Source organism: Variovorax sp. KK3 (genome assembly GCF_001984055.1).
GTDB lineage: Bacteria > Pseudomonadota > Gammaproteobacteria > Burkholderiales > Burkholderiaceae_C > Variovorax.
Genome location: NZ_LYVO01000036.1, coordinates 1 through 13,887, shown reverse-complemented (window position 1 = coordinate 13,887; position 13,887 = coordinate 1). Strand labels below are relative to the sequence as shown.

The 13,887-nt window shown below is 64.5% G+C and carries 16 protein-coding genes and 1 pseudogene; 2 read left to right on the top strand and 15 right to left on the bottom strand.

What is annotated here, in order from left to right; all coding sequences use genetic code 11:
• Window positions 1–73: 73 nt before the first annotated feature.
• Together B0W80_RS18070 and B0W80_RS18065 are read left to right on the top strand one after the other, a co-directional pair.
• The gene (locus B0W80_RS18070; protein WP_077000540.1) at window positions 74–670 is read left to right on the top strand and encodes a nitroreductase family protein; all 597 of its coding nucleotides are present in this window, start codon (window positions 74–76) and stop codon (window positions 668–670) included.
• A 26-nt stretch (window positions 671–696) separates the two neighbouring features.
• Window positions 697–1,095, top strand: a complete 399-nt coding sequence (locus B0W80_RS18065) for a RidA family protein (protein WP_077000539.1) — start codon at window positions 697–699, stop codon at window positions 1,093–1,095.
• A gap of 52 nt (window positions 1,096–1,147) precedes the next feature.
• On the opposite strand, the gene B0W80_RS18060 is transcribed toward B0W80_RS18065, so the two are convergent.
• The 15 genes and pseudogenes from B0W80_RS18060 to B0W80_RS18000 all read right to left on the bottom strand — a co-directional run.
• The gene (locus B0W80_RS18060) at window positions 1,148–1,924 is read right to left on the bottom strand and encodes a GntR family transcriptional regulator (protein ID WP_077000538.1); all 777 of its coding nucleotides are present in this window, start codon (window positions 1,922–1,924) and stop codon (window positions 1,148–1,150) included.
• A gap of 109 nt (window positions 1,925–2,033) precedes the next feature.
• Window positions 2,034–3,140, bottom strand: coding sequence for a TauD/TfdA family dioxygenase (locus B0W80_RS18055; protein ID WP_077000537.1), 1,107 nt, complete (start codon window positions 3,138–3,140; stop codon window positions 2,034–2,036).
• 84 nt (window positions 3,141–3,224) lie between these two features.
• Window positions 3,225–4,055 carry an ABC transporter permease gene (locus B0W80_RS18050; RefSeq protein ID WP_077000536.1) on the bottom strand — a complete coding sequence of 277 codons (831 nt, stop codon included), beginning with the start codon at window positions 4,053–4,055 and terminating at the stop codon, window positions 3,225–3,227.
• Window positions 4,048–4,986 (bottom strand): ABC transporter permease, encoded by a 939-nt coding sequence (locus tag B0W80_RS18045; protein ID WP_077000535.1) that lies wholly within the window; start codon window positions 4,984–4,986, stop codon window positions 4,048–4,050. Before B0W80_RS18045 ends, B0W80_RS18050 begins: the two co-directional genes overlap by 8 nt.
• Window positions 4,983–6,044, bottom strand: coding sequence for an ABC transporter ATP-binding protein (locus tag B0W80_RS18040; RefSeq protein WP_256856614.1), 1,062 nt, complete (start codon window positions 6,042–6,044; stop codon window positions 4,983–4,985). Before B0W80_RS18040 ends, B0W80_RS18045 begins: the two co-directional genes overlap by 4 nt.
• Window positions 6,045–6,423: 379 nt before the next feature.
• A pseudogene (locus B0W80_RS36225) lies at window positions 6,424–6,803 on the bottom strand (short-chain dehydrogenase/reductase); the annotation flags it as partial.
• Window positions 6,804–6,926: 123 nt separating this feature from the next.
• Window positions 6,927–7,049 carry a hypothetical protein gene (locus tag B0W80_RS36220; RefSeq protein ID WP_256856613.1) on the bottom strand — a complete coding sequence of 41 codons (123 nt, stop codon included), beginning with the start codon at window positions 7,047–7,049 and terminating at the stop codon, window positions 6,927–6,929.
• Between the two features lie 111 nt (window positions 7,050–7,160).
• Window positions 7,161–7,697, bottom strand: coding sequence for a cytochrome b (locus tag B0W80_RS18035; RefSeq protein ID WP_077000534.1), 537 nt, complete (start codon window positions 7,695–7,697; stop codon window positions 7,161–7,163).
• A complete protein-coding gene (locus B0W80_RS18030) occupies window positions 7,694–8,761 on the bottom strand; it encodes a catalase family peroxidase (protein ID WP_077000533.1) in 1,068 nt (355 codons plus the stop codon). The genes B0W80_RS18035 and B0W80_RS18030 overlap by 4 nt, the downstream gene beginning before the upstream one ends.
• Entirely contained in the window at window positions 8,758–9,342 is a 585-nt protein-coding gene (locus B0W80_RS18025) for a DUF308 domain-containing protein (protein WP_077000532.1), read from the bottom strand. Before B0W80_RS18025 ends, B0W80_RS18030 begins: the two co-directional genes overlap by 4 nt.
• A gap of 175 nt (window positions 9,343–9,517) precedes the next feature.
• Window positions 9,518–10,117 carry a TetR/AcrR family transcriptional regulator gene (locus B0W80_RS18020; protein ID WP_077000531.1) on the bottom strand — a complete coding sequence of 200 codons (600 nt, stop codon included), beginning with the start codon at window positions 10,115–10,117 and terminating at the stop codon, window positions 9,518–9,520.
• 593 nt (window positions 10,118–10,710) lie between these two features.
• Window positions 10,711–11,703 (bottom strand): tripartite tricarboxylate transporter substrate binding protein, encoded by a 993-nt coding sequence (locus tag B0W80_RS18015; RefSeq protein WP_179106962.1) that lies wholly within the window; start codon window positions 11,701–11,703, stop codon window positions 10,711–10,713.
• A 28-nt stretch (window positions 11,704–11,731) separates the two neighbouring features.
• Window positions 11,732–12,553 (bottom strand): enoyl-CoA hydratase/isomerase family protein, encoded by an 822-nt coding sequence (locus B0W80_RS18010; RefSeq protein WP_077000530.1) that lies wholly within the window; start codon window positions 12,551–12,553, stop codon window positions 11,732–11,734.
• Between the two features lie 48 nt (window positions 12,554–12,601).
• Complete coding sequence (locus tag B0W80_RS18005) at window positions 12,602–12,970, bottom strand: NIPSNAP family protein (protein ID WP_077000529.1); 369 nt, start codon at window positions 12,968–12,970, stop codon at window positions 12,602–12,604.
• 14 nt (window positions 12,971–12,984) lie between these two features.
• Window positions 12,985–13,887: tripartite tricarboxylate transporter substrate binding protein (locus B0W80_RS18000; protein ID WP_077000528.1), on the bottom strand; the 903-nt coding region annotated here is incomplete at its 5' end.

Genomic DNA, 13,887 nt, shown 5'->3' with positions numbered 1-13,887 from the left:
CCTCGCGGTTGAAGTGGACATTTCCTGATTTTGGTATGTATGATTGGCATACCATTTACGTATCCTGTACTTCATGACCACTTCTGTCAATACGACCGGGCTTGCGTCCGGCTCCTTCACGGAACTTGCGCAGCGGCGCCGCTCGGTCTATGCCTACCTGGACCAGCCCGTGCCGCGATCGGTCGTCGAGCGCGCACTGGCTGACGCCGTGCTGGCACCCAACCACCACCGAACGGCGCCGTGGCGCTTTTTCGTGATCACGCGCGAATCGCGCCAGGGCTTGGTGCGGGCCTACGAAGCAGCCGCCCTGCGCACCGGCCGTGATGTCGCGCGCGCCGCGCAGCGCGCGCAGGACGCACCCCTGAACGTGGTCGTGGCCTGCGTGCCGGCACAGGACAACCCCAGGGTGAGCCTCAAAGAAGAGGACTTTGCCAGCGCCGCAGCAGTGCAGAACTTCCTGCTTTCACTCGCGGACGCCGGCGTCGGCTCACTGCTGACCACCGGCGAACTGGCCGAATCACCGGAGGTCGCCGCCCTGGTCGGGCTGGATGAACCGGGCGCGCATTTGATGGGCGTCATCAATGTCGGCTATCGCAACACGGAGCGCCCTCTCGCCAATCGGCCCGAACCCCGACTGGACCGCGTGATCCGCTGGATCGGCGAAGACTGAGTTTTCAAACCAAGAAAGGACTGGACATGAGTGAAATCACCCGCGGCGACCCACCTGGCCTCGCCAATGTGCGCAAGACCGTCTACCACCACTACATCCGCGTGGACCAACCGTCATCGCTGATCTTCTTGTCCGGGCAGCTGGCCCGGGACAGCGAGGGCAAGCTGGTGGGTGCCGGCGACATGGCCGAGCAGACCCGCCAGTGCATCCGCAACATGCGCACCGTTCTGGAGTCCGCCGGCGGCACACTTAAAGATATCGTCTCGATCGTCGTCTACACGACTGACGTGCGCCAATTCAAGGAGATCGTCGCGGCGCGCATGGAGTTTTTCAAGGACAAGCTGCCCACCAGCACGATCGTCGAGGTGAACCACCTGGCCGATCCAGGACTGCTGATCGAGTTCCAGGCGGTGGCCGCACTGTGAAAGACGGGCAAGGACGCTCCTGTCCCTGCCCGTCCGTCGACGGGTCGCCGGCTCAGGCCGGCGTCTTCCTGCGCGCGCTCTTCGCGGGCGGCGGCGACTTCACCGCCTTCGGGGCGGCACGACCGGCTGCCTGCTTGGGAGCCCCTGCGGGCGCGACGGCCCTGGTGCCGGAGGACGCGCTCCACGACGGCGCCTGCAGCCTGTTCTCGTAGGTGGTGATGGCGGCGCTGATTTGCTGGCACACGAGCTTCACGAAGACCTCCGTGTCCTTGCGCTCCAGGGCCTTGATCATCTGGTTGTGCGTGTCGAGCGTGGAGGAAGCGCGGCCCAGGTCTTGCCAGTGATAGTGTCGAACCATATACGCCTTGTCGCGCAACATCACCAGCACCTCGGCGAGCCAGCGGTTGCGCGCGGCACCGCTGAGCACCGCGTGGAAGTCGGCGCGAACCTCGAGCATCCTGACCAGGTCCCGCTGCTCCAACGCCTGCTTGAACTCCTTGTTAATCTGCTTGAGTGAATCGATCTCCGGTGCCGTGATGTGCGCCACGATCTCGCGCGCCGCCGTGCTCTCGAGCTGCAGCCGCAAGGTGTAGAGCTGGCGCAGGTCCTCCGCGCTGATGTCGACCACGACGGCCACGCCGCGCGGGCCGGTTTCGATGAAGCCGCGCTCCAGCAGCCGCTTGGTGGCCTCGCGAACCGGCGTGCGGCTCACACCGAAGCGCGACACCAGCTCACGCTCGGACAAGCGATCGCGAGGACGGATCGCACCGGCGAGGATGTCGGTGACGATGCCGTTGAAGACACGATCGGCTTCCGTGGATTTGCTCATGGTGCGTGCGCGACTTGCTGGCTGCGGAGAGTTCGGGATGGGGTCCGAACCAAGTCTATCTTGAAAATCAAGGCTCTCCGGAGCGCCCAAGTCCGGCCGGGCCGGCACTTCACGCAGCATGTCGGCTCCTGAACAGACCCAGATCCTCGTGGGTCCAGCCGGCGTCGGCCCAGTCCTCGAAAGCGAAGCGCCGTCCCGAGGGCGGCGTGATGCCTCCCCGCATGGTGCCGCCGCGCGTGGAACCATAGAACACGCCCGCGCCATTGGGCAGGTGGCGGCTGTCCGGCGTGGCCAGCCACAGGCGCAGCTGGGTGCGGCGCTGGGCGGGGTCCTCGTGGTCCTGGTAATCGGTGCGCGAGTGATAGACGATATGGTTGTTGAAGAACTGCATGTCTCCCTTGCGCAACTCGATGGTCACGCTCAATTCCTCGGCCAGCGCGGCCACGAGTTGCAGCGCTTCCTGCTGCTGCCCGGTGAGCCGCGGCACCTCGGGCAGCCGCTGCGCGCTCTCGATGAAGGACATCGAAAACAGGCTGGCGAATGCACCGTCGGCGGCCCGATCGAAGATCGGCCGCTCGTACCATGGCATTTCACCCTCCACTTCCTCCCCCTGACGGCTGAAACAGAAAGGCGCGTGCAGCACCGGCAGCAGGTCGGGCCGCCGCTTCAGCACCTCGTTGTGGATAGCCGCCGAACTGACCACGCGGCTGTGGCCACCCGCGATGGGCTCGCGAATGCACAGCAGCGCGAGCGCATCGCATTGGTCGGTGTGAAAGCGCAAGGGCCCTCCCGCCCGGTAGGCCCGCGTCGTGGCCTGCCCCATTTTTTCGCCGATATCCTTGACTTCGGCAATGTAGTTTTGGAGGCGGCTCTGCGACAAAGGTGCGCCGAGCTGCAGTCCGATGCCCCAGAACATGACCTTGCATTGCTCGTCGGAGAGCTCGTCCACCGGCACGCCGCGGATCAGGTAGAACCCGCGCCCATGTTCGATCTCGCGCGATGCGCGCTGCCAGCGGGCCTGCAGCAGCGGCATCTGGAAATCGCCACGCCGCAGCGCTTCCAGCGGCTTGCCGCTGGCGATGGCGGCTTGGGTCGCGCGCAGCAGCGCCGCTGCCTCGCCAGGTTCCAAAGTGCAGCGCCAGTCGTCAGCGGCACTCAGCTGTGCGCCGGTCCAGACACTCGGTCCTTGCAGCAGCGCGCGGTTGAAACTGTCCATGGGCATGACTCCTTGTCTCGTATGTGATGGGTTGTCGGGTGGTGAAACGGAAAGCACTTGCGGGGAGCAGCCCCCCGCATCGCGTCAGGCCCGCAGCCCCACGAAACGGTCCATGCCCACGACCTTGTCGACCACTAGGACGCCAACGACAGACAACAGAACCAGCATCGCGGACACCGCCGACACGGTGGGGTCCAGGTTGAACTCCATGTACTGATAGATGGCGATCGGCAGCGTCTTCGTGCCTGGCGAGATGAGGAAAATCGTGGTGGCGAAGTCGTCGAAGGACATGACGAACGCGAACAACGCGCCCGCAAAAAGGCCCGGCCGGATCAGAGGAAGGGTCACGTGGCGAAATGCTGCGGCCGGGCGCACCCGAAGCGATGCCGCGACCTCGTCGAGCTGCCTGTCGTAACGTCCGAGGACCGCGAGCACTGAACGGAAGCTGTACGGAAAGGTGACGATGACGTGGGCGAGCACGATGCTCCAGAGCCCGCCGGGTAGAACGCCCCGATTGAAGAATACGAGCAGCGCAAGCCCGGTCACGACCAGCGGAAGCAGAATCGGCGCCATCAGCAAAGACTCAAGCGCACGCGCGCCGCTGCCGGGGTACTTCCACAACCCGTAGGCCGCGAGCGTGCCGATCACCACCGACAGCGGCGTCGCCAGCAGCGCGACCTGTACACTCGTCAGAAAGCTCTCGACCAAGTCGTTCCGGGACACGGCGTTGGCATACCATCGCAGCGAGTAGCTGTTCGGCGGCAGCGTGGTGTAGGCATCCGCCGAGAAGGACAGCAGGATCACCAGCACGATGGGGAGAAAGAGCAGGGCGAAAGCCGCCGCCCTGAGCGCCCAGACGGCGCCGAAGGAAACCACCCGGCGTGCGCGATGGACGCGGTTACGGTGACTACGCATGCTTCCTCCTGCGGGAGAATCGGCCGGCCACATAGAGGCACGCCATCGTGAACAGCAAGGCCAGCACACTGAGCGCGGCAGCCACTGGCATGTTCTGGGCGAACATCGCCTGGTCGTAGATGACGTTGCCCACCATCCGCACCGCACTGCCACCCAGGATGAGCGGCGTGGCAAAGGCGGTTCCTGCCAGCACGAAGGCGAGCGTGCAGGCCGCGAGGATGCCGGGGGCCAGCAAAGGCAGCGTGATGCGCACGAACGTCACCACCTCGTCGGCACCCAGATTCTGGGCGGCATCCTCCAAGGTGCGGTCTTGACGTTGGAAGCTCCCGGCAAGCGTGAAGATCACGAACGGCAGGACGAAGTAGGTCAGCCCGATGGAGACACCGACTTCGTTTCGCACCAGGGCGACGAAGTCGTTCTCGGCAATCCAGCCGGCTGCCTGCAGCAAGGAATTCACGAGGCCGCTGTTGCCCAGCACGAGCAGCAGCGCATAGAGGCGCACGATGAGGCTGGTCAGGAACGGCACCGCCACCAGGACGATCAGGAGCGCACGCACGCGGCTCGATTCCGTGCGCACGATCCAATAGGCGACGGGTAACCCGAGCGCCAGGCTGCAGATGGTGGAAATCGCCGACAGGCGGATCGTGGCGACGATGGCGCTTATATAGAGCGTGTCGCCGAGGATGCGGCCGTAGGTTCCCCATCCCCTCTCGCCGCTCGGTGGTGCACCCAGTTTGCCGCCGCTGTAGAAACTCCAGTTCAGCAGATCGGCAAGTGCGACTGCAAACACGCCCAGCACGAGAAGGGCCGGCGCCAGCAGCAACCACTTGGGCAACACACCCGCGGCGCGATGGACTTGGACCGATGGAATCTCGCCGCCGGGCGAGTTGTCCGGCCGCGACGGAACGACCTGCGTGGTCGCGGTGCTCATGGCTGCAGCACCTTCACGGCCTCTGGTGCCCACCGCATGAGCACCGGCTGGCCGACCGCCACCGTGGGCGCGGAAGTGCCGGCCGCCAGCTTGACCAGGATCTGCTCGGCGCCGACACGGGTCCGGATCTCGGTGTACGCGCCCATGTAAGCGGCACTCTCGACATGGGCCGTCAGCCCGCTCGCGGAGTCGGTGCCACCGGCGGCGCCACTGAGATCCACCTGGATCAGCTCAGGGCGGATCAGGAGCCGGGCCACCTGCCCGTTCGGCGGCGCAGCCGTCCGCGTGGCACGGACCACCATGCCGCCTTGCGTGCGGTACAACGAACAGCCGTCGGCAGCGAAGCCGACGTGCTGGGCATCGATGACATTGGCGTCGCCGACGAAATTCGCAACAAAGGAATCTGCCGGGTGCAGGTAGATGTCGATGGGCGTGCCGACCTGGCGGATGCCACCTTCGGCCATGACCACGATCCGGTCGGACATGCCCAGCGCTTCTTCCTGGTTGTGGGTCACGGCCACGGCAGTCATCCCCAGTCGCTTCAGCAGCACGAGCAGCTCGACGCGCATCTCGGCGCGCAGCCTCGCGTCCAGATTGGACATGGGTTCGTCCAGGAGAAGCAGCGAGGGGCGCATTGCCAGCGCCCGCGCGATCGCCACGCGCTGCTGCTGTCCTCCCGAGAGCTGGTGGGGATAGCGTTCCCTCAGCCGTTCGAGGCGAACTTGCGCAAGCGCCTCGGCGACCCGCACCTCGATCTCGGCGGACGGCACCTTCATCATGCGCGGGCCGAAACTGAGGTTGCCTGCCACCGTCATGTGGGGGAACAGGCCGTAGTTCTGGAACACCAGACCGACGTCGCGCTGGTACGCCGGCACGGCTTCCATCGATTCGCCGCGCAGCCGGATACGGCCGGCGCTGACAGGCGCGAACCCGGCAATCGTCCTCAGCAGTGAGGTCTTGCCGCTGCCGCTCGGCCCCAGCAGCGTCACGAATTCGCCTTGCCGAACGTCGAAGGTCGCACCGGCGACCACGAGATTGCCGCCGTAGCGTATGTCCACCCCATCCACTTGAAGGACGGGCGGAGGTTCTGCTGCGTTCATCATTGCCCCAATTAATGCATCCCTAAATGGTATGCCAATATGGATGCTACAGCATTGCTCCGCAGTGTCAACGCGTATAACAAAGGAGGCCGCAAGGTCAAGCTGGAGCTCATACTTTTCACATATGCGTCTGCGAGGCCGCCAGCCCTCCCGGTTCTGCCTCGTGGAAGCTGGCCTTGTGATCCGCACTTCATCCGGGATATCGGCTTAGCTGAATCCGCTATACCTCCGCGTTGCCAAAGCGATTGAGCAGATATTGCGAGTTCAGCTGCATAGGGCGCGAGGTCCAATGTGTCCACGCCTAGACATCAAAACGGCTTGGTGCAAGCATCACTACCTAAACATTGACCACGCCGGGCGGCGCATCCGTAGAGCGCGTGGTCGGCTCCCACTCACGGAACAACGCGTTCAGCGCTTCCAACTTGCCCGTGTCCAGTTCGAGTGCGTCACTGCCCAGCAGAAGATGTGCCGGCGGCCGTTCGTCTGCGGTAGCAATGCACAGCATTGCCGCTGCAGCCTTCGTCGGGTCGCCCCAACTGCCGGCCGCTGACCGATCGCCGACGCTCGCGTACGGGATCGAACGGCGCGTCGTAGTCCGCGATGCTGCGCGGCGTGCGCACCATCGAGCGTTTCGCCCAATCGTTGCGGAACGAGCCAGGTGCCACGGCGGTGAACGTCGATGCCCAAGTTGGCTACTTCACGACCCAGCGCCTCCGAGGGAATCGTGGTTCGGCTAGATGTCGAGCCGGCTGGCTAGCTCACAGAGGCTAAGGGTCGCGGCAAGGTGAGCAGTACGCCATTTAAACTACTGCGACAAAAAACGCTCGGTGGGCTCTGCACCTAGAGCATGACTTCCAGTTCGGGATGACTCGCTGCTTCCGGGTTCGCGTCTCTCCAAGCGCGATCCTGATGTTCTTGAGCGGGCTCCTGAGCCATGATCAGCACAGCTTCATAGACGCTCATGCAGAAGCGCTCGCTGCCGATCCCGCCAGCGGCGGATTGAACGGGCCCCGCCGCACCTGAAGGGGCAGCCGCCGGCCAGGCAGCACCACCAAGTTGCGGACGCCTCCGCGGTCAGCGACGCCGTAATGTCATCGTCTCGAAAACGCCGTCGCGGCGAACCCAGGCATGAAAGAGCGCGGCGGCGAGGTGCAACAAAAACAGCGCGAAAAGGCAGAATGCGAAAGTCCGGTGGACCGCCCACAGCAGGCTGTGCAGCTCCGGATTGGGCGGAAGGATCGACGGCAGCCGGATCCCCGCCACTACCACCGGATAGTCGGCGGCCGAAAGCATGGACCAACCGATCAGGGGCATCGCGATCATTAGCGCGTAGAACGCCAGATGCGACAGCTTCGCCGCGATTTTCATCGGCTCGGGCATGCTGGAAGGCAGAGCAGGCGCTCCGTTGCGCCAACGCACGATCAGCCGCAGCACGGCCAGCAGCAAGACCGCGATGCCCAGCGTCTTGTGGAACTCGACCAGAGCGAGGTAGGCGCGGTCGACGGTGGCCACCATGCCGACGCCGACGAAGAGCATCGTCAGGACGCCAATGGCCATGCTCCAATGAAGCAGTCGTTGCACGAGTGTGAATTGCAATCTGATGTTGCTCATGGCTTGCCTTGAGCGCGGGTGCGCGGATGTTGTTGCGCCTCGCTCGTGCGGCGGTCGAAGGACACGGCATAGGCAGCGGATCTGGCTGCGGGGAACGGGTCATCCGACGTCCGCATACCGGACGGGAGCACCGTGGGATCGAAGTTGATGTCGCGGCACGGTCCGTCGGCCTCCGCCTCGATCCTTTGGACCACGAGCATGCCGGCTTCGATCTTGCGCCGCTCTTCCGGCCAGGCCTGAGTGGGATCGGCGGTGGGATCTCCAGGCGCGGCAACCGTCAGTACAAGCGTCCACTTCTGCGGCGCAGCGGCGACGCGCCCGGCAATTTCCTTGGACAAGAAATCGGGGTCGCGGGTGTTCAATTCTTCTTTCGGGACAGCCAACGGGGCCGCTGTTGGAATGAATGACCAGCGAACCGCTTGGCTCTGGCCCTGTGCATTGGTCAGCACGAAGCTGTGAAGGCTGTTGAAGCGATCCTCCGCATAGGACTCTGTGTACGGCTCGCTGCCCGCCCACGCGCCGAAAGCGCGCAGCGAAGGATGGCTGGCCGCAAACTGCTTCATGGCATTGGGATCGTCCTTGTTCGCGCTCGCCAATTGGAAAGCATAAAAGTCATGTGGCGTGGCAACCGGGAAGAAGGGTGCGTTGATCATCGCGGTGCGCCACTCCTGCCCGTCCGCCCCCTGTATCCGCAAGCTCAAGCCGCGCACACGCGCCGAGCCATCCGCCATTGTTGGAACCGGACCCGCCAGATTGAATCGGCCCGTGACGCGATAGCTGCCGGCTTCGAACATGGGCGCACGGGAGATTGCGGCACCTGCTCCATTGGCCTCGAAGGTGCCGGCAAAGCAGATTCCCTTGGCATGGTTTCGCCTGAAGCCTCTAACCGCGCCGTCGGGCGGCGCGAGCGAATCAACGAGTTTCGTCGGAGTCAGGCGCGATGGTGTTAACCAACCCGCCGTGTAGGCGAACGCGAGCGCTGCACCAACCACGATCAGGACAATCGTCGCAAGACGGGCGGCAACCGGGATGTCGAAGCCATACGTATTGTTGCGGCTCTTCATACGAATTGCTTCCTCGCGCGCACATCAGACACTGCCAGCGAGAGAGCTGAGACGAGAAAGTAAAACGCACCAAATGCTGCGTAGGGCGAGATGTCCGCAATGGTGGGCACCTGAAATCCTTTGGCCCGCGTGATGAAAAAGGCGCCTGCGAGCGCGGACTGGGCGCCGCTCAGGATCATGGCCCACTGAGCGCCATGGGTCGTCCACCGACGCACACCGGTGGCAAGCTGAAAAACACCCGCCAGAATGGCCCAAACACCAAACACCCCCAGGACCGCGTGCATGCTGTTCCCGAGCGCAATCGCTACGGCCACGGTTGCCATGCCGCTCACAGCAACGTTCAACGCTTGAGTTAAGGCGTTTTGAAATCCGCCGTTGCGCCGTCCATCCACCGCGTTGGCGAGTGCATCCCAGGCTGGGTAGATCACGAGCAGCAAGGCAGCAATCCCGGGCATTGCCCTGCCTAGCGTGAGTGCGGCCGCAACCCACGCGATCGAAAAAGCCGCGCGTACGACGTAGTACCGCTTCAGCCATTCGGTCCCACGCTCGGTATGGCGCGAGCCAAGTGTCGTATCAGTCATCTTTGTTCCAGGTTCGAAGTTGAAGAGGATCCGGCCGTGATGCCGGATCCGCGAAAATTGGCCGCGTCGAATGTCATCGACATGCGCTGCCAGACCCAATCAGCAAAAGCGTCTGCAGGCGCCTGGCCCTCCATCGATGTGCGATTCAAGCCGGGCCAAGGTGCTCTGGCGCAACTCAGTGCTCATCTTTCGGCACCAGCAATTGCTTCACGCCTTGCTGAACGACCGTCGCAAATGCCTCCGGGTCGCCGTAGACGCGGGCTGCAAGCATGCCGCCGTGGACGACGGCCATCAGGGCCATCGCCTCTGACGCGGCATCCGTTCGCAATCGAAAGATGCCGTTGGCGGAGCCCTGTTCCAGCAGGGCCGCCAGCCATGCGGTCAGATCGACGAAATGTCCGCGGACTTCCTCAGCCACGGATTCAGGGACGGCAGGCAACTCCGATCCAAGCATCGCGCAAATGCAGAACGGAGAGGATCCGTCGCGGATGCAGGTTTCCCAATAACCGGTATAGGCATGAAGCCGCTCGAGAGGGTCTGCGACCATCCTCTGCAACGCCGCCAAGCCTTCCCGCCCCTGTTCCCGGTAGCGCCGAAGTACGGTCTGCACCAGTTCGGCCTTGCTCGGAAAGTGATGGTGAATGCTGGCTTTGCTGATTTGCACCGTCTCCGAGATGTCGGCATAGCTGAACCCGTTGTACCCCCTGGTCGACAGAAGCGACTGAGCGCAGTTCGCGATTTCGGCGGCTTTGGCCGAGAGAAGTGTTGAATCCATAACAGCAGTCTACCTACTAGTTGATAGATGTCAAGCAGCGACGTCCGCTTTTGGGGAGTGCAACTGCGGCAGGGACCCGGCTCTACGCGCAACTCCCTTTAGGTGCCCTGACGCCCGCTATGGACTCGGCGAATCCCCTCGTCCTCATCGCGACAGCACTGCCTGGGCGCTGGTCCATTCCGTCCTGGAGGACGGGGCGAAGCGTCGCAGCGAGCGGCCCGCCACGTCAGCCCAAGCGCGCGGCGTGTCAGGGGCATCTACCAGCGCAACCCGTGGCCAAGTGGCGGCAGCGAACGGAAGCACACCTCCGCTGGCTCGGGTCACGACGTCGACGAGTTGGTCTCGCGGCTCGGCGCCGCGAGCGGCGCTCTACCGGATCGGGCATGGCGAGGTCCTCAAGAGCAACTTCGTTCAGCACGTTGCGTCGATTTCGGGCGCCGGTTCGGGCTTGCTGCGTGGAGCTGAGGCACAACCAGGTGCACTCAGCACGCGGTCGCCGCGCGCGGCCGAGCCGGTGCGTTGCGCGCGGGCGGCCCTCGCCGCGTTATGACGCACTGGCCGACGGCCGGCCACCGGGACAGCCGGCTCGCTCGTCATTGCCGAAGGTCCAGACGCGCTTGGCTGATCAGAGCGCTCACGCGTGCGTACTCGCTGCGCATGAACGACTCGAACTCCGCGGCGCTGGAGGCGCGCAGCTGCACTGCCTGCTCGGAAAGTTGCGCAGCCAGGGATGGGTCGCGCGCGGCCTTGGCGACCGCCGCGTTCAGGCGGTCGACCACCGATGCGGGCGTGCTCCGCGGAACCACCAGTCCCATCCAGGCGCCAGTGCTGAGCTGCGGGTACCCGGCTTCGATGGTCGTGGGCACGGCCGGCAGCGCCTTCGTGCGCTGCTCTCCGGTGACGGCTAGCCCCTTGATCTTTCCTTGCTGGACGAGCGGCACGGCTGCGCCCGCCGCGAACGCCAGCAATTGGATCTGCTCGCCCATGAGTGCCGTCAAAGCCGGTGCGCCGCCGCGAAATGGCACGTGCAGGACATCCGTTGCGGTCAGCAACTTGAGCTGCTCCATCGCCAAGTGGCCGGAGCTGCCCGCCCCCACGGAGCCGTAGGACAGGGTGCCGGGTCGACGCTTAGCCTGTGCAACGAAGTCGCGCAAGGTGCGCGCGCTGGTATTCGCCGGCGCTGCGAACACGAGGGGCACGGTCCCGATCATCGATACGGGTGCGAAATCCTTGAATGTGTCGTAGCGCAGCCCGGGATAGATGTGCGGATTGACGACGTGCGTGTCGAACACCACGAGCACCGTGTGGCCGTCGGCCGGTGCGCGTGCCACGGCCTCCGTACCGATGATGCCGCCCGCCCCAGGCCGGTTGTCGACGATGACCGGCTGCTGCAGGTCCTCGGCCAGCCTCTGGCCCAATTGACGCGCGGTGACGTCGACCACGCCCCCGGCCGGGAACGGCACGACCAATCGGATGGGTCGGCTTGGGAACCCTTGGGCGAAGCTCGGGACGACTAGACAGGTCACGACCGCAAGCACGATCCATCGGACCATGAGCCAGTTCAGCCCGGCGACGAGGCGGTGCACTCCGTTTCTTGTGGGTTGGCCTGCCATGTCAACACCCCCGGTACCTGCCGGCACGCTGCTCACGGTGCGCCGCGATGGCTTCGTCGACGTCCTCGCTGTATTCCAGCGCCTCACGCAACGCCCACGACAGCTGATGGGCCGCATCGTCACCTGCAGTGGCCTGCAGCCGAGCGACGCGCTTGGCGCCGCGGGGTCCCAGGGGCGGCTTCGCGGCGATCTGCACGGCCATCGTGCGGATCCGCTCCTGCAGCGCGTGCGCAGGCTCGATGCCTGTGACCAGCCCCATGCGCAGCATTTCGTCGGCCATTACCTCACGTCCGGTGGCCATGATCTCCAGTGCGCGACCTGCGCCGATGAGGCGCGACAGGCGCACAGGCGCGCCGGCGCCGGGAAAGCAGCCATAGCTCATCTCATGGAACCCCAGCGTCGCGTGGCTTGCGCACAGCCTGAAGTCGCAGGCAAGCGCGAGCTCCCCGCCACCCGCGCGAACGGCGCCGTTGAGCGCGCCTATGACCAGTTGTGGCAGTGCCTCGAGAAGGTCGAAGGCCTCGTTGGCCAATCGCACGATCTTCAGAATATCGGCCTTGGAATAGCAAGCCCGCAGTTCGGCATTGAAAATGCCCAAGGAGAAGTGTTGCTCGCCAGCGCCCGTGATGACGACGCAGTTTGTCCGCTCGTCACAGGCCAACTCGCTGGCCAGCCGCTTCAGGTGTGTCAATGAAGCCGCCGTGAGACGGTTTCCTTCGTCTGAACGATCGATGGTGAGGAAGACTACATCGCCTTCTGCGCGTACGCGAATGTCCGAGGGCTCTTTCAAATCGCTCTCGAGGCTACAGGCTGGGAGGGACATATCGATCCTTTACAGGCGTGAGAATGGTGTGATTGGACGATTCGGGTCTCAGACTTGCAGTCCAGTGCGCGCCTGTAGCCGGTGCGTCGTGGTGGACAGCAGCCTGACGATGGGGCTGAAAGGCGCGGCCACGAGAATGCGGTTGCTCTGCGCCGTGATCAGAGGACGCACGTGGGCAGTCTTCGACGCCCACAGCGGGTGCGCCGCCAAGGCGCTCCGTTTCTGCTCGCGCTGGGCCATGCTGTCGTACGCCCACAAATGCACGATCTGGTTCAGTGTTCCAACTTCGGTGTGAAAGTAGCCCACCAGCCCTCCGAGGATCTCCCCCTGAAGCGGCATCAGGTGCGTTTGCACCATCTGCAGATACTCGGCGACCTTGCCGGAATGCACGGTGTAGGTCCGCTCATCGATGATCATCGGTCTGTCCTCTTTCAGTAGTCGATCGAGATGTTGCTACGCTGTCCCAGGCGCATGTACACCTCCATCTCGTGGCTCACTGCCTGGGCAGTGGACGGTCCATCTCGGAAGGCCGGTGTCACGGCGGCGTCCGCCAGGCGCGACCTGAGTTGCGGCTCTTGAAGAAGCCCGCCAACAACATTGCCCAGATGCCGTACTAACTCAGGCGGCGTATTTGCTGGGAAGGCCAGTCCCAACCAGGTGTCGAAGGCGAAACCCGGGCTGAACTCCGCAACCGCCGGCACATCTGGCAGTTGCGGCACGCGCGTGGGCGTCGTCACCGCCAGCGCCGTGAGGGCGCCGCTCCTGATCTGACCGATGGCGGCACTCAGGCCGACGACCGAGAGATCGACCTGCCCGCCGATCAAGTCCGCGAGCGCAGGCCCCGTCCCCCGATAAGGCACGTGCAACCAATCCACGCCAAAGGTTTGCTTGAGCAGTTCGGCGCCGAGTTGCGCCGGCGACCCATTGCCAGCCGACGCGTAGGCATACTTGCCCGGCGCAGCCTTGGAGGCCTGGATGAATGCACGAAAGTCCTTGAATGGCACACGCCCGGGATGGGTCACGACGACGAGCGGCACGGAGGCGAAGGTGGCAACGTGCCGGAAGTCCCTGGTCGCGTCGAAAGGAGGTTTCTTGGCAAGCGCCGATGCGATCGGCAGTGCACCGGAACTCACGAGCACCGTGTACCCGTCGGGGCTGGCCCGCCGCACCTCCTGGGCACCGACCACGCCCCCGACGCCGCCGCGGTTTTCCACCACGAACGGCTGCCCCGTCGCTTGGCCCAGGCGTTCCGCGAGGATGCGCGCGGGCCCATCGAAGCTGCCACCGGGCGGATACGGCAGGATCAGCCGCACGGGACGCAGAGGGTAATCCGC

Bases quoted from the DNA above. Each gene is read 5' to 3' on its own strand.
- B0W80_RS18070 (WP_077000540.1), top strand. From the start codon at position 74: ATGACCACTTCTGTCAATACGACCGGGCTTGCGTCCGGCTCCTTCACG.
- B0W80_RS18020 (WP_077000531.1), bottom strand. From the start codon at position 10,117: ATGGATTCAACACTTCTCTCGGCCAAAGCCGCCGAAATCGCGAACTGC.
- B0W80_RS18045 (WP_077000535.1), bottom strand. From the start codon at position 4,986: ATGAGCACCGCGACCACGCAGGTCGTTCCGTCGCGGCCGGACAACTCG.
- B0W80_RS18050 (WP_077000536.1), bottom strand. From the start codon at position 4,055: ATGCGTAGTCACCGTAACCGCGTCCATCGCGCACGCCGGGTGGTTTCC.
- B0W80_RS18065 (WP_077000539.1), top strand. From the start codon at position 697: ATGAGTGAAATCACCCGCGGCGACCCACCTGGCCTCGCCAATGTGCGC.
- B0W80_RS18055 (WP_077000537.1), bottom strand. From the start codon at position 3,140: ATGGACAGTTTCAACCGCGCGCTGCTGCAAGGACCGAGTGTCTGGACC.
- B0W80_RS18010 (WP_077000530.1), bottom strand. From the start codon at position 12,553: ATGTCCCTCCCAGCCTGTAGCCTCGAGAGCGATTTGAAAGAGCCCTCG.
- B0W80_RS18030 (WP_077000533.1), bottom strand. From the start codon at position 8,761: ATGAAGAGCCGCAACAATACGTATGGCTTCGACATCCCGGTTGCCGCC.
- B0W80_RS18060 (WP_077000538.1), bottom strand. From the start codon at position 1,924: ATGAGCAAATCCACGGAAGCCGATCGTGTCTTCAACGGCATCGTCACC.
- B0W80_RS18035 (WP_077000534.1), bottom strand. From the start codon at position 7,697: ATGAGCAACATCAGATTGCAATTCACACTCGTGCAACGACTGCTTCAT.
- B0W80_RS18025 (WP_077000532.1), bottom strand. From the start codon at position 9,342: ATGACTGATACGACACTTGGCTCGCGCCATACCGAGCGTGGGACCGAA.
- B0W80_RS36220 (WP_256856613.1), bottom strand. From the start codon at position 7,049: ATGAGCGTCTATGAAGCTGTGCTGATCATGGCTCAGGAGCCCGCTCAA.
- B0W80_RS18005 (WP_077000529.1), bottom strand. From the start codon at position 12,970: ATGATCATCGATGAGCGGACCTACACCGTGCATTCCGGCAAGGTCGCC.